The 23,925-nt window shown below is 38.2% G+C and carries 18 protein-coding genes; 14 read left to right on the top strand and 4 right to left on the bottom strand.

Features of this window, described 5'->3' with window-relative positions:
- Positions 1-2: 2 nt before the first annotated feature.
- Complete coding sequence (locus tag G466_RS0109105; RefSeq protein WP_026813380.1) at positions 3-1,439, bottom strand: hypothetical protein; 1,437 nt, start codon at positions 1,437-1,439, stop codon at positions 3-5.
- 212 nt (positions 1,440-1,651) lie between these two features.
- On the opposite strand from G466_RS0109105, the gene G466_RS0109100 reads away from it, so the two are divergent.
- Entirely contained in the window at positions 1,652-2,509 is an 858-nt protein-coding gene (locus G466_RS0109100) for an AraC family transcriptional regulator (RefSeq protein WP_026813379.1), read from the top strand.
- A 102-nt stretch (positions 2,510-2,611) separates the two neighbouring features.
- Here G466_RS0109100 and G466_RS0109095 read toward each other — a convergent pair whose 3' ends face one another.
- Positions 2,612-4,783, bottom strand: a complete 2,172-nt coding sequence (locus tag G466_RS0109095) for a phosphocholine-specific phospholipase C (protein WP_026813378.1) — start codon at positions 4,781-4,783, stop codon at positions 2,612-2,614.
- A 565-nt stretch (positions 4,784-5,348) separates the two neighbouring features.
- Here G466_RS0109095 and G466_RS0109090 point away from each other — a divergent pair.
- From G466_RS0109090 to G466_RS0109060, 7 genes are all read left to right on the top strand, one after another.
- Positions 5,349-6,251 carry a dihydrodipicolinate synthase family protein gene (locus G466_RS0109090; protein WP_034235122.1) on the top strand — a complete coding sequence of 301 codons (903 nt, stop codon included), beginning with the start codon at positions 5,349-5,351 and terminating at the stop codon, positions 6,249-6,251.
- 112 nt (positions 6,252-6,363) lie between these two features.
- On the top strand, positions 6,364-8,397 hold the full coding sequence (locus tag G466_RS0109085; RefSeq protein WP_169720747.1) for a GDSL-type esterase/lipase family protein: 2,034 nt from the start codon (positions 6,364-6,366) through the stop codon (positions 8,395-8,397).
- A 37-nt stretch (positions 8,398-8,434) separates the two neighbouring features.
- Positions 8,435-9,091: a GDSL-type esterase/lipase family protein gene (locus G466_RS0109080; RefSeq protein ID WP_157373846.1), complete on the top strand. Its 657-nt coding sequence runs from the start codon at positions 8,435-8,437 to the stop codon at positions 9,089-9,091.
- Positions 9,092-9,147: 56 nt separating this feature from the next.
- Positions 9,148-10,722: a sialidase family protein gene (locus tag G466_RS0109075; protein WP_034235147.1), complete on the top strand. Its 1,575-nt coding sequence runs from the start codon at positions 9,148-9,150 to the stop codon at positions 10,720-10,722.
- Position 10,723: 1 nt separating this feature from the next.
- Positions 10,724-12,223, top strand: a complete 1,500-nt coding sequence (locus tag G466_RS0109070) for a sulfatase-like hydrolase/transferase (RefSeq protein WP_084418785.1) — start codon at positions 10,724-10,726, stop codon at positions 12,221-12,223.
- Positions 12,213-12,986, top strand: a complete 774-nt coding sequence (locus tag G466_RS0109065; RefSeq protein ID WP_189356668.1) for a creatininase family protein — start codon at positions 12,213-12,215, stop codon at positions 12,984-12,986. The genes G466_RS0109070 and G466_RS0109065 overlap by 11 nt, the downstream gene beginning before the upstream one ends.
- Positions 12,987-13,023: 37 nt before the next feature.
- Positions 13,024-14,166 carry a sialidase family protein gene (locus G466_RS0109060; RefSeq protein ID WP_026813371.1) on the top strand — a complete coding sequence of 381 codons (1,143 nt, stop codon included), beginning with the start codon at positions 13,024-13,026 and terminating at the stop codon, positions 14,164-14,166.
- Between the two features lie 80 nt (positions 14,167-14,246).
- Here G466_RS0109060 and G466_RS0109055 read toward each other — a convergent pair whose 3' ends face one another.
- A complete protein-coding gene (locus tag G466_RS0109055; RefSeq protein WP_026813370.1) occupies positions 14,247-15,098 on the bottom strand; it encodes an AraC family transcriptional regulator in 852 nt (283 codons plus the stop codon).
- 136 nt (positions 15,099-15,234) lie between these two features.
- Between G466_RS0109055 and G466_RS0109050 the strand changes: the two genes are divergently transcribed.
- Genes G466_RS0109050 through G466_RS21700 form a run of 3 tightly spaced genes read left to right on the top strand, consistent with a single transcriptional unit; the run spans position 15,235 to position 17,764 of the window.
- Entirely contained in the window at positions 15,235-16,017 is a 783-nt protein-coding gene (locus G466_RS0109050; RefSeq protein WP_026813369.1) for a phytanoyl-CoA dioxygenase family protein, read from the top strand.
- A gap of 30 nt (positions 16,018-16,047) precedes the next feature.
- Positions 16,048-17,031 carry an aldo/keto reductase gene (locus G466_RS0109045; protein ID WP_026813368.1) on the top strand — a complete coding sequence of 328 codons (984 nt, stop codon included), beginning with the start codon at positions 16,048-16,050 and terminating at the stop codon, positions 17,029-17,031.
- Between the two features lie 7 nt (positions 17,032-17,038).
- Positions 17,039-17,764, top strand: a complete 726-nt coding sequence (locus G466_RS21700) for a creatininase family protein (RefSeq protein ID WP_051315584.1) — start codon at positions 17,039-17,041, stop codon at positions 17,762-17,764.
- Between the two features lie 9 nt (positions 17,765-17,773).
- Here the strand turns inward: G466_RS21700 and G466_RS0109035 are convergent, their stop codons facing one another.
- The gene (locus G466_RS0109035) at positions 17,774-18,490 is read right to left on the bottom strand and encodes a FadR/GntR family transcriptional regulator (protein ID WP_026813367.1); all 717 of its coding nucleotides are present in this window, start codon (positions 18,488-18,490) and stop codon (positions 17,774-17,776) included.
- Positions 18,491-18,661: 171 nt separating this feature from the next.
- Between G466_RS0109035 and G466_RS0109030 the strand changes: the two genes are divergently transcribed.
- The 3 genes from G466_RS0109030 to G466_RS0109020 all read left to right on the top strand — a co-directional run bounded on the left by G466_RS0109030 (position 18,662) and on the right by G466_RS0109020 (position 23,833).
- Complete coding sequence (locus G466_RS0109030) at positions 18,662-19,831, top strand: AGE family epimerase/isomerase (RefSeq protein WP_026813366.1); 1,170 nt, start codon at positions 18,662-18,664, stop codon at positions 19,829-19,831.
- Positions 19,832-19,983: 152 nt separating this feature from the next.
- Positions 19,984-22,590 (top strand): sodium:solute symporter family transporter, encoded by a 2,607-nt coding sequence (locus G466_RS0109025; protein WP_026813365.1) that lies wholly within the window; start codon positions 19,984-19,986, stop codon positions 22,588-22,590.
- Positions 22,591-22,597: 7 nt separating this feature from the next.
- Positions 22,598-23,833: a hypothetical protein gene (locus G466_RS0109020; RefSeq protein WP_449371705.1), complete on the top strand. Its 1,236-nt coding sequence runs from the start codon at positions 22,598-22,600 to the stop codon at positions 23,831-23,833.
- Positions 23,834-23,925 lie beyond the last annotated feature (92 nt).

Genomic DNA, 23,925 nt, shown 5'->3' with positions numbered 1-23,925 from the left:
ACCTAGTATTTTTTAAGCATTTTTTGATCTGCACGGGCATCTTCATAACTCACATTATATGCTAAAACTTTTGGGTCAGGTACAACACCCATTTTTCCACAGGTATCCGAGTATACTTTTGGCCACCAATTTTGGTGCTCTGTCAGGCCCTCCTCCTTCCATTTCCCCCAATCTTCATAAGCCTTGTCCCAGGCACAGCTACCGAATTCCATGGTTTGTTTTTGCCCCCCTATTTCGGGTACAATCCATTCCCTTCCTATTTTGGCATGTAACACTTCATCTGCCCAGTCGTAATCTTGAATCAATTTTGCCAACTGATTTTCCGTTGCCAACGCAACTTCCCATTCATATTGTTTTCCTGTTTTAGCAGGCATCAATCCTTGTTCTATAAAGAACAAAATGGCATGACGCTCTTTAGGAGTACATTTGGTATTTAATTGATAGGACCAATTCCAGGTAATGGGAATTTTGGTCCAATCGATTCCCAAAGATATAAAACCAAGTTCCCCCATCATGGCGTGTCTAGATTCATCCCATAACTGGCGAATCATATCTTTGTAATAGCTCCATGGTTTATCTTTGGTTTCTTCTATTATACTTGCCATCATTTCCGGCACATCTATCTCGCGTAACCTTTTAAAATACAGCATTATTAGCTTAGGGAAATGTGGTTGCTCTGTATCTAATAAAAATGCTTCTGCATTGACCCCCATGTTGTATTTATCAATGAACCGTTCATCGCGCTGTGGTATAGGGTCGTATTTATAAGGAGTTTTCGAGAAATAGGGTGATAACTCATGATTTACTCTAGTCTTTGTTCCATCTAGATCTCCACTTGCTTCTAAACATTGGTCTAAGAAAATCAACCAAGGTAATAATTCATTCTTGTGTGTTTCTTTTATCAAACTCTCCAATGTCTTTTTACCATAATTTTGAATGTCCATAATTTCCAATAAAGCAAACCTCAGAACCCTATAAGTTGGGTGTTCAAAAAGTTTATTAATTTGTTCTAAACTATTTTCAAGTCCTCTAACCAATGCAGGGATAACCTTCTCATACAGACCTAAAACCAAAGCTTCGGTTGATGGTGCGCATTGGATTTCATCTAATAACAAATCAAGGTATTCATCTGGAGTAGAATCCAGCCCATATGGAGGCTCTCTCATTTCACGTACCCTTTCATGGACAGAATTAACATGCTCTGCACATAAATGGGCATGAAGTCCAAAGGCCATTTTCAATTCATAAATTGGCATAGCGGTAATTCTATTCGTGAAAATACGCGATAATCGTTTTAAGGCCCAGTGATATCTTTTTAACTGATCAACACTTTCTTCAGTAGTTTGCCCTTTCTCCAAGGCATCTTCGACACTTAATAAATCGGCAAAAGGAGGCAGCCCCTTATACCCCAAATACGAACTATTGTCAAACTTTTTCATTACTGTTATTTATTCAAATTATTCGGTCAAAGATCTTAAATAGCCCTCTGTATTTGGTTTCCTACATTGAGCAATTATTCAACTATATTGCTAATCTCATGGTTTAATTCGAAAATTTGCGATAAATTTGATGACTATATAGTCCGTCTTTGAATAATCAAAATTAACTGGACGTTTATTCCCTTTGCTTAAAATAGAATTTTCCATATACTATGAAGCCTGTATTTCAGAAATTGACTCCATCCCATGAGACCCCTTTTTTATTAAACAAATTAGAATTACCACGTTTTGATGCGCCATATCATTTTCACCCAGAGATAGAGCTTACCTATATTCTGGAGAGCAACGGCAGACGATTTGTGGGTAATAATATTAGTAGTTACCAAGCCGGTGATCTGGTTCTATTAGGTAAAAACACACCTCACTCTTGGTTCGACTCCCCAGACAGCAAAGGGAAAAGAAGTGCAATCGTTATTCAGTTCGACGAGAATTTTCTTGGTCAAACATTTTTCAATAAAACTGGATTTACCCATTTAGATCAATTGATGAAAGACGCCCAACGAGGTGTCTTAATAATGGGAAAGTCACAAAAACAAATTGCCAAAAAGATAGATGAACTTTTTGAGTTAAATACCTTTGAAAGAGTCCTCTCCCTACTTACAATTTTAGACCAAATACAAAAAACCAACGAGAAGGAATTTCTAAACATAGAGGGATATACTGCTAATTTCAACAATAAAGACTGTAACAGAATCAATGCCATTTGTCAGTTTGTAGCACTGAACTATTCAACAGAAATTAACCTAGATTATGTAGCAAAAGAAATTGGCAATCTTACGGTTTCGGCATTTTGCAATTATTTTAAATCTAAAATGAATCGAACTTTTTCCGAGTTTGTAAATGAAATAAGGATTGACGAAGCGAAAAAAATGATTATTGAATCAAATAAGGATATTTCTGAAATAGCCTATAATTGTGGTTATCAGAGTAAATCAAATTTTTACAAACAATTTTTAAAATCCAACGGGATTTCACCACTTAATTACCGTAAGAAAGCGAGACTAGATTAATAATCTAAAAAAACAAATTCTGTATATCGCTAGAATAGCAAATTAATCAAACTTGTCAAATTTAATCCAAAATAAATATTCTATTGACAATTAACGTACCAGTTAAATTTCCGTCGCCATAGCCGGATCACTAACACTGTCTAAGCCGGTTTCTACCCTACCCGCAAATCTGTGTAAATATCCTTTCTCCGTAGTTACCGAAAAATCGTACCAATTGCCACTGTCTTTTAACAGCCAGCTCTTCTTCTTTGTTTTCCCTTGTGCTATTCTGAATGGCCATGGCCCTCCATAATTGTAAGCATTTGAAGTTATCATGGCCAAAATCGTGAAATTATCCGGGTTATATAAGTTAACTATAATCCCACCCCTTCTATTATCATACTTCAAAGAGATTTGAGGTTCTCCCGAATTATTTATATTTCCCATAAATTTATGGAAGTATCCATTAGGACCATAAACCTCAAGATCATAGTTTCCCTTATCCTGTGTTACGTCCCAGATGTCGTCCAGCGATTTACCCGACTCTACCGTATAGCGCATAGGAATTCGGTCTAAATGTTTTAGGTCATAGACATGGTATACCACTCCTGCATCACCTTCATTTTCAAAAACCAACTTAATTTCCTGACTCTTTAGCAGCTTGTTTAGTCGTACGTTCAGCCGATAGGGAAGTGCCCTCGAATACCGGGTTCCTCTTTCCTGATAAAGGGGTGATGGTACTGGTGGCGGAGCAGCGATAGGTAATTTTTTTGAGGCCGCATCCAAAGTTGCAAAATTGGCTGTTTCAGGCAGTGCAGGAAATACGGGGTCGTTTGGTTTCACAAAGTCAAAGGCTGAAACCAAATCACTACAGATAGATCGGTGCCATGGGCTAATCGCTGGAATCTCTATCCCAAAGCGCTTTTCAAGGAACTGCCCCACAGAAGTATGATCGGCTACTTGGGAATCCACCCATCCACCCCTGGTCCATGGTGAAATTATATACAACGGCACCCGCGGGCCTAGTCCCCATGGACGTATATTACCGGAAATTGTATCACGGGGATCATGATATTTGATTTTGTTTTTAAAGCCTTTTTGGGATTCTGAAGAAAAGTCGAAAGGATCTTTATCATTGTGAAAATACATACCCGCCAAATCTAGAGTTGACTTTCCCGCCAAAGTATTGTCCAAATTATACGACGGAACTGCCGGCGCAGGGACGTGATCAAAAAGGCCATCGTTCTCATCAAAGGTCAAAAAGAATACGGTCTTACTCCAAACCTCGGGATTGGATGTGAGCGCATCCAAAACCTTCTGTGTAAAATCGGCACCACGATATGGACTGGATGGGGCACCTGGATGCTCAGAATCGTCCTTTGAAGGTAATATCCAAGTTACTTGGGGAAGTGTATTATTTTTCACATCATCCTTCAAATCTTGCATAGACCAATGCCGCATACCGTTCTCGTATATTGAGGTTCCAGGTTTGGCAGTTCGGAAACTCTCAAATGCTAGTCCGCCATGCATAGCTCCTGTCCAATTATTATTTGGATCTTGATAAATGCGCCAACTGACTCCTTCTTTTTCCAGAACATCCGGAATAGTAGCCCATTTAAAGGAATCCCCCTGATATGTATATCCCGGATCGGGCATAGTACCCTTTATCCAACACCGAAGATTAACAGGTTCCGAATCTTTATCTGTGCAGTTTATACCCGCGGCCCGTAATTCAGGGTCAAAATTAGATCCAGACCAGAACATGATCCGATTAGGATCAGTACCCGTAGCAATAGAGCAATGATGGGCGTCCGAAATTGTAAAAGCTTCTGCAAGTGCATATTGGAAGGGTATTTCCTCCCTAGTATAGTAAGCCATGGAAAAAGGAGTCTTGAAGAGGGGCCATAAACCATACTTTCCTTGATTCCATGCAGCCTGCATGTCTGCTATATCATGTGGGGTGCCTTTAATCAGAGCTGCATTAGAGGATTTCCTGTCCGCACGATAGGGTGGAACAATTTTTTGTCCGTCTGATTGATAAAATGCTCGTTGGCCACTTTCCAAGGGAATCGGGAAGCGATCTCCAAAACCACGTACACCTTTCAAAGTTCCAAAATAATGATCAAAGGAACGATTCTCTTGCATAAGAATGACAATATGTTCCACATCATGGATAGACTGAGTAGCGTTGTGGGCTACTACTGCCAATGCTTTTTGAACAAGAGGAGGCCAGACAGTAGCTGCCAATCCAGCACCTGCAGATAATTTAATAAACTTTCTTCTATTGAGTTCCATCGTCAAAATTAAAATTTAAGCTTGCGTGTAGAATCCTCTGAATCAGCAATTCTATGTCGCACATAATACAATTATAAGGAGAAGTTCTGAAATGGCCAAAATAAATCAAATATTTCCTACAATTAAAGACCCTCAAGCAAGATCATAAAAGCATACCGCAACATGAAATAACACAGGTTAAGTTATTTATTTTTATTTAGGGAACAAAACGTTTTGAACCGTACTGATGAAATTTGTCATATCCAGAAATTAATACGTTTCCTTCCTCCTAAATGTCTATATGAATGTAATTCAAATCTATCCGAAAATGTATAGGTTAAAAATTAGCTTTTGATGGGTTTAAATCAATTTTGACATAACAATAACTTTATTGTCGTTATTATTAATATGAACTACATACTATAATAAATAAATTCTAAAACTCAATAAATCATTCCCAAATATGGCGCTGACAAAGTTCCTTATTGGTCACCTTCTAAAGGATTGACAAAATTATAAATATTTTGTTGCGTATTCTTAATAAATACACTATTTTCGCTTTATGTAATACATAATGCTAATAAATATGAAAGGACTTATAGCAGCGACCTATGCACCCATGCATCAGGACACTTCGCTAAATTTAGGGGTAATTCCAAAGTATGCGGAATTCTTAAAAGGAAATGGGGTTAAAGGCGCATTTATAAACGGATCCACAGGTGATTTTGCTTCTTTGTCAATAGCCGAAAGGAAACAGATTACGAGTGCTTGGGGTGAGAATAAAACGTCCGAACTATTTGTAATTGATCATGTGGGGCATACCAGCCTAGACGAGGCCAAGGAATTGGCCAGGCATGCTGCAGATAAGGTAGACGGTATAGCTGCTCTAGCGCCTTATTACTTTAGACTGTCCAATATCCATAAATTGGTGGAGTATTGTAAGGAAATTGCAGCATGTGCCCCTAATATCCCATTTTTCTATTACCATATTCCTGTATTGACAGGGGCAAATTTCAATATGGTCGAATTTCTGGAACTGGCCACCCCTCAGATTCCAAACTTGGCAGGTATTAAGTTTACCAATAATAATCTTATAGACTATAAGTACTCCAAGGAATTTAACAATGGTTCCGCCAATATCCTATTTGGATTTGATGAAGTTTTTCTTTCCAGTCTGCCTTTTGGCGCAGATGGTTGGGTAGGGAGTACCTATAATCACTTGGCTCCGTTGTACCTGGCAATAGTAGAGGCTTTTAATAACAACGATCATAAATTGGCCGCAGATCTTCAGCAAAAATCCATGAAATTTGTTGATGTGTTAAATGCCAAAGGCGGATTTAACGGCGCGGCAAAGTCATTTATGAAAGCATTGGGCGTAGATCTTGGGCCAAGTAGATTTCCACATACTACACTTACCGATGCTCAAATAGAGGAGGCCAAAACTGAATTGGATGCGTTGGAGGTAACGAGTTACTTAGGAAAAGTATAACAACTTTAAATTTCCTGATTGGTTTAGAGTTCGCCCCTTATTGAAGATGAATTATTTTAACGGTATTATGTTGAGAATTGTTTATTTGCTTATTCTTCTAGTTACTTTTTCTATGCAGAGTCAGAAGTTAAAGGTCGCCTGCGTGGGAAATAGTGTTACCTATGGTACACGGGTAGAGGAAAGGGAGCGAAATGCTTATCCTGAGCAATTGCAGGAATTATTGGGCAATGATTATGAAGTTGCCAATTTTGGTTATCCAGGGGCAACGGCACTAAAACAGGGTCATAAGCCCTATTGGGATAATCCTATATTTGAGGAGTCCAAGTCTTTTCAACCCAATCTAGTAGTTATTCATCTTGGTCTTAATGATCAAGGGAATAATAATTGGCCAGCGCATAAGGAAGAGTTTATCTCTGATTATTTAGACCTAATTCAAGAGTATAGAAATCTTCCTTCTTCACCTGAAGTTATTATCTGTAAAATGTCTCCTTCTTTTTCTGGTCATCACTGGTTTGAAGAAGGGATGCGGGAAAATTATCAGGAAATTCAAGCGAAAATCGACACTATAGGGAAGCAGGCGGGAGTGCCTATTGTCGATCTGCAAGACCCCTTATACCGTTTCCCCGAATACTATGCAGACGACCTTCATCCTGCAAAGGAAGGCGCTACCATTATCGCCAATAAAATATATCATTTTATTAGCGGAAATTACGGTGGATTGAAACTACCCTTGTTGTATGGGGAGAATATGGTATTCCAAAGAAATGTTCCCTTGGTAATTAATGGTACAGCTAACGCTCTTGACGATATAACGGTACGTTTTAATGGGGAGACATTACGAACAAAAGTATCGCAGCACGGTCAATGGAAGGTAACATATCCTGCAAAAGAAGCTGGCGGACCTTATCAGCTTTCCATAAAGTCCAAGAAATCGGGGGAAATAAGTATACCTAAAGTCTATATAGGGGAAGTCTGGCTGGCGTCCGGACAGTCTAACATGGATTTTACGCTAAGTAAGGAGCTACACGGATCTACCATTTTAAAAGACTCCACAAATTCTAATATCTTTCTATTTTCAATGGATGGGAAAGCCCACCCGTCAAACCATACTTTTTCAAAAGAAGAGTTGTTAAATTGTAATGCCAAGGATTATTTTAGGTCATCCGGTTGGAGTAATAACCCTGATTCAATAATGGAAAATTTTTCCGCTATTGCATATTCCTTTGCCTATAACCTTCAAAAAGAATTGAAAGTGCCCATAGGTATAGTGTGCAATGCGGTGGGTGGGGCTACGACCCAAAGCTGGATAAGTAGGGAAGCTATGGAGACAACCCATGAAACCATTGGTTTATTAAATGACACCCACCTAAATCCCTTAGTTCAACCATGGGTATCCGAGCGAAAAGCAAAAAACTTAAGCAACATGAAGGACTTTGGAATTAAAGCCAGACATCCCTTTGATCCAACCATGTTGTTTGATGCGGGTATTTATCCAATAAAAGATTTTCCCATAAAGGGAGTGCTTTGGTATCAAGGAGAATCAAACGCGGAGCGGGAGGAATTACATTCCAAATTGTTTAAAATGCTAGTTGCCGATTGGCGCAATCATTGGAACAACCCCGATCTTGCTTTTAACTTTGTCCAATTGAGTAGCATTGAAAGACCAAATTGGGGCATCTTTAGAGATTCTCAACGGAGATTGTTGTCCATTCCCAATACCGGAATGGCAGTGTCCTCGGATGTGGGCCATCCTACAGATGTGCATCCCAAAGAAAAGTGGATCTTGGGCAAGCGTTTGTCCAATATCGCCTTGGCAAAAAACTATGGAATTAATGTTCCGTACTCAGGACCTATGTTAGATTTTGTGAATGTGAGGAATAATGTTCTGGAGGTACATTTTTCACATACGGAGGGCTTACGGACCAGTGACGGGAAGGCTGTCCTAGATATTGAAATTGCCGGCACGGATAAAGTGTTTGTAAAAGCAGAAGCCCAAATTGATAACAACGTATTAAGGATTTGGAGCGAACAGATTAAGAATCCCAGATATGTTAGGTACGGATATAGCTCCTATACAAATGGAAACTTAATTAATAAGCATGGGTTCCCTGCATCAACATTTTCAAACTTAGGGATGGTAGATTAATTCTGCTGGCATTATATAAAGGATAAAAAAAATAAAATTGACATATAAGCTAATAATATTTTTTGGATTTTTCGCAATGGTATTTTCGGCTAATTGTCAAAAGTATTCTGACCATTACTATCAACGTAAGAATCAATTTGAAGCGACCCCCGACACCGAAGATGAAATAATCTTTTTAGGGAACAGTATTACCGAAGGTGGTGATTGGGGAGCGATGTTTCCTAATAAAAATGTATTGAATAGAGGCATAAGTGGAGATGTAACGGCGGGAATCCTTAATCGATTATCGGAAGTTACCTCCTCCCAACCGACCAAAATATTCCTGCTTATCGGGACCAATGATCTTGCAAGGGGGAAGACAGAATCGTATGTGATCGACCACGTGACATCAATATTGCTTGAAATAAAAAATGAATCGGAGACCACGAAAGTATTTTTGCAAAGTATCCTTCCGGTAAATCCGGCTGTGGGCGATAAATTTTCTGGACATAAGAAAAATCAAGAATTGATCGTCTCTGTGAATTGGGAATTAAAAGCGCTTTCTAAAAAAATGAATGTAGCTTTTATAGATCTTCATAAAAAATTCAGGAATTCCAAGGGAGCATTAAAACCAAAATACACAGCAGACGGATTGCACTTGAACATTAAGGGATACCGGAAATGGAAAAAAATAGTAGCCCCTTACATCAAATAGGAGTAATTACAGTACAATTAATTATCAAATCATTGAACAGTAGTAAATTTATAATCATGAAAAACAAAGTTAATTTATTTGTGGTCTATTCCATTATGGCAATAGTTCTATTGGCTTGTGGAGAAAAAAAGAATTTGGAGGTTTCGGATTTTTCCTATGAAGCTAGTCAACCGGTGCTTCCTGTACTTACCTTAAAAGATAAGAACAAGGTTGTCCAAATGAAATTGACCATCCCAAAAAATGTGTCCGACATTGTTGTTACTTCTATGGATTTTAATTTGGTAGGAACAACTGATTTGAAAAACATCACCAATATAGACATATATTCATCATTTAAAGAACCTCGATTTGAAACGGGAACCAAGTTTGGAAGTAGCGACGAAATCAATTTCAAGGTTCAAATTGATGGCCATCAACCTTTGCAAGCAGGGGACAATTATTTTTGGTTGTCAATGGCATTAAAGGATAGCGTTAATTTGACCAATAAAATTAGCGCAAACAGTGTTTCTATCACCTTGTCCAATGGGCAAGTCCTTAAACCAACTGTTACAGGCATCCAAACCGCACAAAGAATAGGTGTTGCATTAAGACAGCACAATCAGGACAATGTTGATACGTATCGAATTCCGGGCATGGCAACTACCAATAACGGAACTTTAATTACAGTTTACGATAATCGTTACGAAGGCAGTGTCGATCTTCAGGCGGACGCAGATGTTGGTATGAGCCGAAGTACGGACGGCGGGACTACCTGGGAACCTATGAAAGTAATCATGGATATGGGTGAATATGGAGGTAAACCACAAAACGAGAATGGCATTGGCGACCCTTCAATTCTTGTAGATAGAAATACTGGAACAATATGGGTTGCAGCCGTATGGGCTCACGGACATCCAGGAGAGCGTAATTGGCACGCCTCCAAACCAGGGATTTCCCCTGAAGAAACAAGTCAGTTTGTTTTAGTAAAAAGCGAAGACGACGGGCTTACATGGTCCGACCCTATAAATATCACCTCACAAATAAAAAAGCCAGAATGGCAATTATTATTGCAAGGACCTGGAAAAGGAATTACCCTTAAGGACGGAACATTAGTATTTCCTGCCCAATTTAAAGATAAGGATAGGATGCCACACTCCACCATTATCTATAGTAAAGATACAGGACTTACGTGGAAAATTGGCACAGGTGCGAGATCAAATACTACGGAAGCGCAGGTGGTGCAATTGGATGATGAAAGCTTAATGCTAAATATGCGTGATAATCGTGGAGGCTCCAGGGCAGTTGCCATTACAAAGGATTTAGGACAAACTTGGGAAGATCATGTTTCTTCACGAAAGGCCCTTATAGAACCAGTGTGTATGGCCAGTTTGATCAGTTTTGATCATTCAAAAAAGGGGAAGCTACTTTTCTTTTTCAACCCTAATAATGAAAAGCGTAGGGCAAACATGACCATAAAAACAAGTTTTGATCAAGGACTTACGTGGCCAACAGAAAATCAATTGGAACTTTACGAGGATTCCTGCTACGGCTATTCCTGTATGACCGTAATAGATGAAAATCATATCGGAATTCTGTACGAAGGGAATAAAGAACTGTACTTTGAAAAGGTAAACATAAACGAGTTGTTTTAAGATGAAAATATTACGAATAGCATCCTTCATATTTATATTGGTTTTTGGGTTCAATTCCTGTAAAACCGCAACTGAAAATGAACCTAAACAACCAGAGGAGTTACCAAATATCATATTGGTAATGGCCGATGATTTAGGTTGGGGCGATGTCGCTTACAACGGCAATAAAACGGTAAAAACACCTCATTTAGATCAAATGGCAGCTGAAGGTCTAAAATTGAACAGGTTTTATGCTGCTGCTCCGGTATGTTCCCCTACAAGAGCCAGTGCTCTTACGGGTAGACATCCATATAGGGTAAGGATACCTTGGGCCGGAGACGGCTTTATTCATCCAAATGAAGTGACCATCGCTGAAATGCTAAAAACAAAGGGATATGCTACTGGCCATTTTGGCAAATGGCATGTGGGCGGATTGAGCAAGAGTTTTAAACAGAGTTATTTCCCTGGCCCCATAACTACATACTCCCCACCTTGGGAAAACGGTTTTGATGTCTCATTTTCTACAGAATCCATGATGCCCACTTACAATCCATATTATCATGTTGGAGGAAACTATGGCGAAGAAGATTATAAAATGATTCAAACGGAGGCTGTAGGCCAAGGACAAGAAACTGGAGGACATAAGTGGAGGGACGTCTATTGGACCGGTCCTGGTCAATTTTTAGACAGTAATCCAGGGGGTGACGATGCCGAACTTGTAATGGACAAGGCATTGGAATTCATAAAAGAAAAAACGGAAACACAAGAAAATTTCCTATCCCTAATTTGGTTTCATAATGTTCATACCCCGGTGGTAGCAGGTAATAAGCATCGAGAACTATACGAGGACCTAACCACCGAAGAACAGCATTGGTATGGCGGAATATCCGCTATGGACGATCAAATAGGTCGGTTAAGGGCGGAATTGAAAATAATGGGTATCAGCGAAAATACCATCATTTGGTTCTGTAGTGACAATGGTCCTTCCTATGTACACGATCTAAACTCTGCGGGGCCTTATAGAGGAAAAAAGTCGGAATTATTGGAAGGAGGAATAATAGTACCCTCCATTGTAGAATGGCCTGCGAAATTTAAATCTCCTGCTTCAATAAACACACCAATGGTAACGAGCGATTTCTTTCCTACTTTATTGGAAATAAGCGGTGTAGATTGGAAAGGACAGGCACATATAGACGGAGAAGATGTCTTATCAATTTTAATGGGCGATAAAACACAAAGAGAACGCCCCATTGGATTTAGGTCCCCCCTTCCCTCTAGATTGAACCAGGAAAAAACGCTGAATGCCGAACAATGGGCCTATTTAGACCAAAATTATAAACTTATATCTATGGATAATGGCAAGTCTTATCAATTGTACGACCTATCCACGGATGTTCAGGAAAGCAAGGATCTCTCTGAACAACTACCAGATTATAAACAAAAGTTGTTAGAAGGGTTATTAACTTGGTCCCGTTCGATTGACACGGAATTGGAAATGCAAAATAGTACCTATGAAGAATAAGATAAGACCTTACGTTTTAGCAGAAAATAATTGGAAATCGGTAAAGGAAATAGAATACACCGTAGCGGTATTACCTTGGGGGGCTACTGAAGCACACAACTACCATTTACCTTACGCCACAGACAACATCTTGTCTGAGAATGCAGCAGTAGAAAGTGCGAAATTGGCTTGGGAAAATGGAGCAAAGGTGGTGGTCCTACCAACTATTCCATTTGGCGTAAACACAGGGCAAATGGATGTAAAACTATGCATAAACATGAATCCGAGTACCCAGTACGCTATTTTAAAGGATACGGTACAGGTATTGGACACGCACGGGATAAACAAATTAGTTATTGTAAATGGCCACGGGGGAAACGATTTTAAACAGATTATCAGAGAGTTAAGCTTACAGTTCCCTAAAGTGTTTGTGTGTGCTCTAAATTGGTGGGGCAGTCTGGATTCCAAAGCTTATTTTAAGGAACCTGGGGATCATGCTGGCGAATTAGAAACCGCAGCAATGATGCACTTGAACCCTGAATTGGTCTTACCACTTTCTGAAGCGGGACCAGGAACAGCCAAATCCTTTAAATTAAAAGGACTTAAACAAGGATGGGTCAAGGCACAACGCAAATGGACCAAAGTAACCGAGGATACGGGTGTTGGCAACCCTAAACATGCCAACAAAGAAAAGGGAAAGATATTTTTTAAACATTCCGTAAAGAACATAGGTGTGTTTTTGGAAGAACTTCATGAAACAGATTTAGAGGATATTTATGAATAACAAAAAATATGAATATTAAGCAATTAAATTATAAAACATGAAAAAAGCTATTATTGGACTATTTTTAATTACCGGGTCTTTCGCATTGGCCCAAAACAAGGCACATCAAATTGCCGAAGGCGTTAAGGTGCATCAAGACTTATTCAATTCATCCATGGCGGAAGGGGTAGCCTGTTACAGAATACCAGCAATTGTAACCGCCCCTAATGGAGATGTCATTGCGGCCATAGATGAAAGAGTGCCTTCCTGTGGCGATCTTAAATGGAGCAAGGATATCAATATCGTAATAAGAAGAAGTAGTGATAATGGTAACACATGGACACCAATAGAAACAGTAGTGGATTTACCATTTGGGCAATCGGTATCCGATCCCTCAATGATTGTTGATGAGACGACCAAAGAGATATTTATGTTTTACAATTATATGGATTTGGATAAAGAGCGTGATATCTATTACTTTCATGTCGTAAAAAGCTCGGACAATGGAAAAACCTGGAGTAAACCGCAAGACATTACAGATCAGATAGCTAAAGTGGATTGGCGAACTGATTTTAAATTCATAACGTCTGGGCGTGGAATTCAGACCAAGTCTGGGAAATTATTGCATACTATGGTAAATCTCAATAGTGGCCTACACCTCTTTGCAAGTGATGACCATGGAAAATCTTGGTATTTAATTGACACCCCTATACAACCTGCCAATGAATCTAAAGTAGTAGAATTAGTCGATGGACGCTGGATGATCAATTCTAGGGTTAATAAAAGTGGTATGCGTTATACTCATATTTCTAGCGACGAAGGAAAAACATGGACTTCTTCCCCAGAACCAGGACTAATAGATCCTGGTTGTAATGGCAGCATAATAAGGTACACCTCCATTGAGCAAGGGTTTAAAAAAAATAGATTACTCTTTTCGAATGCAAAGATGGCAAAAGGAAGAGAAAATATGACAGTTCGTATAAGCTATGATGAAGGTAAAACTTGGTCTGAAGGTAAAACTATCTACACTGGTGGTTCAGCCTATTCCTCTTTGACCGTTTTAGAGAATGGGGACATCGGATTGTTTTTTGAAAAAGATGGTTATAAGGAGAATCCTTTTATAAGTTTCTCTTTAAAATGGCTAACTGAAGGTGAGGATAAATGGAAAAAACCTTCTTCAAAACGGAAAGCAAAATCTTAAATACCATATTTGAATAGAATTAAACAATTACAAACTGGACTTGTAAGATGGCTATCAACCACTACAAGGCCAGTTTTTTTTTATCCTAGTTGTTTTATATACTCTCGAGGACTGCAGCCGACCACCACTTTAAATTGTTTATTAAAGTTGGAAATACTCTGAAAACCACTTCTAAAACCTACTTCGGTGATATTAAACTGACCTTCACTCAAAAGCTTACAAGCACAGCCCGTACGGTACTCGTTTAAATATACAAAAAACGTCCGTCTTGTAATTTTCTTGAAATACCTACAAAATCCCTGATTAGTCATATTTACAAGGCTAGCTACCTCAGTCAATGAAATCTCTCTATTAAAATTTAAATGAACGAAGTTATAGATCAAATTGATTTTCACGTAATCATTTTCCCTGTAGCCCGGCAAATAAGCAGGGCTAGCAATATATTCATAAGATTGACTTCTCCCCAATGACTCAAAAATGGATAAAATATCTATGACGTTTTGCATGGGTTTAGAACCCTTTGAAATTTGAAACATCTTCTCAGCAATAGCAAAATTGTTATTGCCTATAAATTTAAGACCTCGCAAGGATTTTTTAAAAAGCAGCTTCAACTCGCTAAGCTCTTCTCCTTCCAACCATTCTCCTTTCCACAAAGCACTGTTCAATTGTATCACCAAAGATTGGGAAGGTTGGCGAACTGAATATGTACTTTCCCATGAATGAGGAAGGTTAGGTCCTAAAAAGAAGAGATCTCCGCGACTAAATGTAACCATCCGATCACCAACAAAGCTTCGCCCGCTTCCCTGATGTATGTAGGTAAGCTCGAATTCGGGATGGAAATGAAAGAGGCCATCAAATTTTGGAACCTTATTATTTTTAATAACAAAAAGGCGTTCCTTATGAATTTCTATCTTTTGATATAATGGCTTCATAGTACCACAAAAATAACACAAAAAAACTAATACTCACGCCACTTAAGTTAATATAGTAGCAGTATCCTATCATATTGTTGTAGTATAATGCTCTTAATCTACCCAATTTTGTACGTATAATTTTAATCACAACTTTATGAAACGTATGGATGATTTAAATGATAAAGTCTTTTGTAACAAACTAAGACAAGATTTCTTAAGGGACGGATATATTCTATTCCCCAAATTCCTTCAGCAAGATGAAATTGACATGGTCAATAAAAAAATCCAAGAATTTATTGCTACCAAGGTCCAAGATATGCCCACCAAGCAAGTGTATTATGAGGATATTACTAATAAAGATACCCTTAAGCAATTACAGCAGCTGTTTGCATATGACCCTTTCTTTTTTGATATGATGTTTGGCAGTCGCTTTCAAAAATTGGCATCCATCCTTTTGGACGACAATGTTGTGGGCAAAAATATACAGTATTTCAATAAGCCAGCAAAGATTGGACAACCTACCCCTCCTCATCAAGACGGCTATTATTTTATGCTCTCCCCAAATGAAGCTGTTACAATGTGGATGGCATTGGAACCGGTAGACCAGGAAAACGGCTGTGTTAGATATGTAAAAGGGTCTCATAGATATGGCATCCGTAGTCATGGCAGAACGGGCACCTTAGGATTTTCACAGGGAATAACGGATTTTGGTTGCACAAATGACCTAGAAAATGAAGTTTTTTTCCCAACACAGGCTGGCGATTTACTTGTCCATCATTCATTGACTATCCATAGGGCCGACGGCAACCAAAGCGAACGTTCCAGAAAGGCCATGGGATTCATTTACTACGCTGAGAAAGCACAAGAGAATAAAGCAGCTCATGTAGAGTATGCCAAGAATTTAGCAATAGAATTAGCCAAGGATAAAAAAATTTAAAAGTCAATTTGTTTAATTTTTAATAAGCGTATGGAGTATAGAACATTTGGAAGGTCGGGTTGGAAGGTAAGTGAAATAGGCTTCGGTGGTTGGCAATTGGGAGGCACCTGGGGAAAAGTGGACGACAAAAATTCCATAGAGACTCTTTTGTATGCCTTTGAAAATGGGGTGAATTTTGTAGACACGGCCTTTGCCTACGGAAATGGCCATAGTGAAAAAGTTATAGGAAAAGCACTCGATAAATGGAGTTCAGGGAAGATATATGTGGCTACCAAGATCACCCCAATAATGGATAAAAGTAAATCCTTAAACCTAGATAATAATCCTTCTATTAAAGATTGCTATCCAAGTTGGTATATCCGAGAAATTATAGAAGGAAGCTTAAAAAGGTTAGGAACAGAACGGCTAGATTTGATACAACTTCACCTATGGTTTGAGGATGGAATTACAAATCTTGAATGGCTCAATACGCTAACTACCCTTAAAAAAGAAGGCAAAATAGATAAGATTGGGGTATCACTAGCCGATATTAGGCCTGAGCAGGGTTTGGAATTGGCGAAAAAAGGATTAGTAGACAGCATACAAGTCTTGTTCAATATGTTTGAACAAGAACCCGCTGACTTATTATTTCCTGAAAGTTCAAAAACAGGAACAGCCATCATCACAAGAGTACCATTGGATTCCGGTGCATTGACAGGTACTTGGACTGATAATACAATTATGGAATGGGACAAAAACGACAAGCGACGTTTAATGTATAGAGACAATAGATTTAAGGAAACTTTACAAAGGGTAGAAGACTTAAAGAAACTATGCAATCCATATTACCCCACACTGGCCGAAGCGGCCTTAAGGTATTCCTTATATCCAAAAGAAGTGGCAGTGGTTATTCCAGGTATGCGCAACAAACGCGAGGTGGACCTTAATCTGGCCATTTCTGACGGAAAAAAATTTGATAGTGAACTTGTTGAAATGTTAAGACCTTATAGGTGGAAACACGAATTTTACAATTAAAAAATATATGGCAACCAATTCTCTAAAACATTTACAAATTGAAAGGTTGAATCCCTTGGAAATTGACAAGGCTATACACCAAAAATCATTGGTATTCATTCCATTGGGAGCTATTGAATGGCATGGATTACATTTACCTATTGGACTAGATAGCTTAACTTCTCATGGGATATGCTTACAAGTGGCACATAAAAGCGGGGGACTTGTCATGCCTCCTTTCTATTACGGCATGTCCGGGAGTATATGGCATCACCCATATACAATACTTATAGAAGAAGAACTCGTATTCTTAAAAATAATAAAAACTACCTTGGTCCGTTTGGAAGCGAGCGGCGTACAAAAGGTTGTCATTTTTACAGGCCACTTTTCTTTAAAACAATTACAAGCATTAGACACCTTAAAACAAGACTGGCTAATTATTCGGAAATCTTTAGATTTGTCCATATTCTCCATTAGCGATTGTCCAACCGTAGAGATGGAAGCCGACCATGGTGCAATTTTTGAGACTTCAGTTTTAGCAGAAATACATCCAGAGTTAGTGAAATTGCAAAATTTACCTTCGAAAGAAATTTTCCCTTCAAATGATCCTAACGGAAATAGTAAAGGGGACCATAGACGTGACCCAGATAATGTGCTTTTTGGAATTTTTGGTGATGACCCTAGAAATTACAAGAAGCAGAGAGCAGAAATTATTATTCGCAAAATTATTGATTGGTTAGTTCAATCGGTATAAAGAATTAAATTATTTTCTAAATATTCTATCAAAATGTGGTTCAAGGTGTCTTCTCATAGCTGTCCTGAAAGTCTCTGGCGTACCCACCTTTAAATTATCCAACAACATTCGATGTGTAACAAACTGTCCACTGGAATATTCATATTCCTTTGACAATAAGTCCGAATGATTCATATAAACAAATTCAAAAACAGGAAGAAGAAGATCCTGAAATTTCTTTAAAGTATCATTGTTTGACATTTCATAGAGTTTACCATGGAATGCAATTTCCTTGTCCAACGAGAAGACCGCTTTATTGAAATGGGTCTCTTCTTCCAATACCACAATTTCTTCCAATTCCAACATATCTTTAGCCGTTTTGTGTTCAAAAAGAAAGTCGGCCATTCCCATTTCCATAATTAGGCGAAATTCAAATAAATTCTTGAGGGTATCGGACGCCAGAAGGGTAGGATCTAACATACGCTGAAAATTGTTCATAATATCAGGGTTCGTAAGAATCATTCCCCTATGCTTTTTAGATTCAATAATACCAAAAGTTCTTAATCTCAATATTGCTTCCCTAATCACAGTCCTACTTACCCCTAAGGATTGTGCAAAATCAAGCTCTTTCGGTATTGGATCTCCAGCTTTAAGCTTGTTTTGTTTAATATACTCCAGCAATCGGACCTCTACCTTATCTACCAATGACGATGTTTCAATGGGCTCAATTTTTGTGCGTGTTTTCATAAGCTTAATGCAAATATTCAATTATGGACTAAATTAACCAAACAACAAAAGTAATATTGTTATCCGTTATTTAACAATGAATTTTAAAGTAGATCATTTTTACGTAAAAATGTTCACTAATATAATAAAAAACCTCTAAATTAGCATTATGTATAACATATATTTTTTATTATGAAATATTCGGAAATCTATAAAAATACGCTTTTCAATGATATACTCCCTTTTTGGGAAAAGCATTCCCTAGACAATGAAAATGGCGGTTATTTTACTTGCTTGGACCTTAAAGGTAGCATTTATGATACGGATAAATTTATTTGGTTACAAGGCAGACAAGCTTGGACGTACTCCATGCTCTATAACAAGGTGGAAAAAAACAGTAAATGGTTAGAAATCTCAAAATTGGGAATAGATTTTATTAGAAATCATGGGATGGACAAGGACGGGAATTTCTATTTTGCCGTTACCAAGTCAGGTAAGCCTCTAGTACAACCCTATAATATTTTTTCCGACTGTTTTGCTGCAATGGCTTTCAGTCAATATGCAACGGCCACGGGAGATGAAGAAATAAAATCCCTAGCAAAAAAAACGTATTACAATATTCTAAGAAAAAAGGATAACCCAAAGGGCGGTTATGAGAAAAATACAGATACCCGCCCACTAAAAGGCTTTGCCCTTCCCATGATACTATCTAATTTAGTTTTGGAACTTGAAGATGTGTTGGATGCAGAGGAAGTGGAAAAAACCATCAATTTTAGTGTAAATGAGGTGATGGAGGTGTTTTGCCAAAAAGATTCTGGTATTATATATGAATTTGTAACACCGGACGGTAAGCTTGAAGATAGCTTTAATGGAAGATTATTAAATCCCGGCCATGGAATTGAAGCCATGTGGTTTATGATCGATATAGGAGTCAGAAATAATGATAATGTTCTCATAAAAAAAGCAACGCAGATTATCATTAATATTTTAGAATACAGCTGGGACAAAGAATATGGAGGCATTTTTTATTTTATGGACGCCATGAACAAACCCATGCAACAACTGGAATGGGACCAAAAGTTATGGTGGGTACATTTAGAAACCTTAGTTGCACTGTCAAAAGCCTACGAACATACCCAGAATGAAGAAACGTGGCAATGGTTCCAAAAGGTACACGAATATGCTTGGAGCAATTTCTCCGACCCTGAGAATGGAGAGTGGTTTGGATATCTAAATAGACAAGGAAAACCATTGAACAGCCTTAAAGGCGGTAAATGGAAGGGATGTTTTCACGTACCTAGGGCGATGTATCAATGTTGGAAAAGTTTGGAGCAAATTGAGCGTATTCATAATATAAAATAGTGCTTATGAATTTTCCAATGGTTGCAATAAAGTTCAAAAACCATACTAACTTTACTGGGTTGGCTATGAACAGTTCAAAATAAAAATACATATGTCTTACATAACATTTAAACTATAGTCTTGTAAGTAAAAAATATCATTAAATATTATATATGAAAATTTATAAATTCATACTCTCCTTAGTAGCCTTTCTGCTCTTTTACCCTTTCATGTTCTCACAGAACTCCAACAACATCAAAGTTTCCTATGAGTCGGACCTACCCTCTATGGGTAATTCAGAAGTTTCCTTGGGATACGCTGGTATGATGGGAGGTGTACAGAATAATATTGTGATAGCAGCAGGCGGGGCAAACTTTCCTAACGGAATGCCATGGAAAGGCGGGCAAAAAGAATGGTACGATTCTATATATTGGTTAGAGAATGGAAAATGGACCCTCTCTCAGAAAACCCTGCCCAGACCCCTGGCATATGGCGCCTCAGTTTCCACCACAAAGGGTGTATTGCTCATTGGAGGTAATAATAAGGAGCTAGTGAGTGACCAAGTTATACTTATTTCTTTTAATCCATCAAAGAAAGAAATTGAATTGGAACACTTTCCAAATTTGCCCGAACCTTTGGCCTACACTAATGCAGTATTGGCCGAAGGATTTGTTTATGTTGCTGGGGGAATGAACGAAAAGTCTAGCTCTAATTCCTTTTATCGAATACACTTAGAGAATAAAGATCATTGGGAAAAACTAAACGACTTCCCAGGAGAACCACGCGCCGTACATTCCATGGCGGTCCAAGAAACCTCTAAATCCAAAAGTATTTTCGTCATTGGGGGAAGAAATCAGAAAAAAGATCAGGTTTCAACCCATTTTACCAATTTTCTTTCCTACGACCTAGCAAAGCAAGAATGGAAAAATGAAGGCGAAATAATGCTTAATGGCTCCAAGAAAGTAATCATGGGTGCCTCGGCAGAGCCATCTGGATCAATGCATATTCTTGTATACGGCGGATCAGATGAGGTATTGTTCAAGCAATTGGAATCGCTGGCTATAGAAATTAAGATGGCAAAAAATGATAGTATCGCACAACATTTAACCGAAATAAAAAATGAAATACTCTTAAATCACCCAGGTTTCAGTAGTGAGGTCCTTGCTTATAACGCGATGACTAGTAAATGGTTTGTATTTGATTCCTTGGACATTAAATTACCTGTCACCACATTAGGCATTAAGCTTGAGGACAGTTTTTTACTCGTTTCAGGTGAAGTTTCCCCCGGAATCAGAACTCCAAACGTATTTAAATTTCAAGACGCAGAGGCGACCCATGTTTTTGGTTTCCTTAATTATGTTGTGTTAATTCTATACCTGTTGATTTCCCTATTCATAGGCGTATTTTTCGCGCGAAAACAGAAGTCAACGGATGATTATTTTTCAGGTGGCGGTAGAATTCCATGGTGGGCATCCGGATTAAGTGTCTTTGGAACCCTATTGAGTGCAATAACTTTTATGGCCATACCGGCGAAATCTTTCACAACGGACTGGTCCTTCTTTATGCTAAATATAGCCGCTATTGCAATTACCCCACTTATAGCATTTATTTTTATACCATTTTTTAATCAATTACATATTTCAACTGCATACGAATATTTAGAGAAAAGATTCAATTATTTAGCCCGGGCATTTGGCAGTATTTCTTTTATAATTTTTCAATTAGGAAGAATAGGAATTGTGCTTTTGTTGCCTTCATTGGCAATTTCGATAGTTACAGGCATCTCCGTTGAAACGTGTATCTTATTAATGGGACTATTATGTGTTCTATATACTACTTTTGGTGGTATCGAAGCAGTAATATGGACGGATGTGCTGCAAGTTATTGTACTAATGGGCGGAAGTATAGTCGCAATAGTCTGGATTCTTATGCATACGGATTCTTCTATCAGCGAAATAATAACCTATGCTTCTGAAAAGGAAAAGTTCAATATAATAAATTTCGACTTTAATTTTACGGAATCCACGTTTTGGGTAGTCTTTTTAGGAGGTTTGGCCTCTGCAATGGTCACCCAAGGAACCGATCAAACAGTGGTGCAACGATTTTTGACCAGCAGTAATGTAAAGGACTCCCAAAAGACACTTTACACCAATGCCATTCTTACGCTACCGGCCACAATCATTTTTTTCGGGATAGGAACATTATTGTTTATTTTTTACTCCGAAATGCCTGAAAAACTCTCTCCTGCCATTTCCAATAATGATTCTCTATTTCCATGGTACATTGTAAAAGAACTTCCAATGGGCGTATCGGGATTATTGATTGCAGGGATCTTTTCTGCAGCAATGTCCAGTATCAGCAGCAGTCTAAATTCAGTTTCCACAGCCTTTTGCAACGATTTGTACAAACGCTATAACCCTAATATACCGGATATAAAACTTCTTAGGGTCGCTAGAATAACAACAGTTTTTATAGGGATATTCGGAGTCTTGTTGGCTTTATGGATGGCAAACTCCAATATTAAATCCCTGTGGGACCAATTTTATAGGTTTTTAGGATTGTTTACTGGAGGATTGGGAGGGATGTTCTTATTGGGGATGCTTACCAAGCGTGCCAATTCTACAGGAACTATGATAGGTTTAGTGCTAAGTGCTATTTTATTATGGTATGTTAGTGTTTATACACCTATAAATTTTCTGATGTACTCACTGATAGGAGTCGGTTCCTGTTTTATTTTCGGTTATATATTCAGTTTAATCTTTAAGGACAAAAAGCAATAATCTACTAATTATATCAGGACATAAGATAATAAATCAAACTACAAATAAATCCCACCGGAAAAAACAATTGCCAATGATAGCCGATATAGTAGCAAATATTCCCGTTGAAAAAGGCCTTAACGGCTGCTATACTGGAATCCACAATGGTGTCATGCTAGTGGCAGGAGGAGCAAATTTCCCTAATAAAGAGCTTTGGGAGGGCGGAAAAAAAAAATGGTACAACTCCATATTTGTTCTCAAGAAGCCGAAAGGGGATGTGACCTACAAATGGGCTGCTGATTTAATCCTACAATTGCCTGAACCGCTAGCCTACGGAGCATCTGTTACAACAAAATTAGGTGTCCTATGCATAGGTGGGGAAAACGGGAAGAATGTAGTCAATAGCGTGTTTCTTTTGCAATGGGACAAGTCTACAAAGCAGGTATGTTTAAAGAAAATGCCCTTTCTCCCTATCCCCTTGTGTAATATGTCCGCTTGCGTAATAAATGATGTAGTTTATGTAGTTGGGGGGCAAACCTCTTTAGGAGGAGAAGCTACTAGTCATATTTTTACCTTAGATCTCAACTTAACACCGGAAAATCAAAAATGGGAATCCTTGGTAGGATTTCCTGGTCCAGGCAGAAACCAAGCTATTGTAACAGGCCAATACAAAGGTGCCAATATTCATTTATATGTCATGAGCGGCGTCTATTTTAACCGTGAGCAGTATCCAAACACAAAAATGTTGTCCGATGTATATGAGTTTGACATAATAAACCGAAAGTGGACACAAATGAAAGACGTTCCCAATAATAACACACCTTTATTTCCAGATGGGTTTATCGCTGCAGCCCCTGTATTACCAATAGAGAAGACCAACATAATAATTTTTGGAGGTGCAGGTGGTGAAAATCAACCTCTGGCCCAGAAACAAGAATTGGAACAAGAAATTGAAGTGATAAAAAGTAACAATTATGGTAACAAAGTAATTCTGCTAGAAAAAATAAAAACCTTAGAAAATGAGAGTATCTCACTTTTAAGGAGCACTACCTTCTCAAGAATTTTGTGGTCTTATAATACAGAAAAAGATAGTTGGATTAAATTGGGAACATTGCCTAAAAACCCACAAATTGTAACCAATGCATTGTATTGGGATAATGCCATTTTTATCCCAGGTGGAGAAATAAGCCCTGGTGTAAGAACTGCCGGGATTTTAAAAATATCGATCAATAATATAGCCTTAAATCAGAGTCTTCAAATATAATTATTGGACTGTCACTTATAATCTTCCTCCTTCATTAAAAATAAAGTGCTTTATAAAAATAACAGCCTCCAGACCTTCACCTTCGTCAGCAA

The sequence above is a fragment of the Arenibacter certesii DSM 19833 genome, assembly GCF_000429545.1.
Taxonomy (GTDB): Bacteria; Bacteroidota; Bacteroidia; order Flavobacteriales; family Flavobacteriaceae; genus Arenibacter; species Arenibacter certesii.
This window is presented reverse-complemented; position numbering and strand designations above follow the sequence as displayed.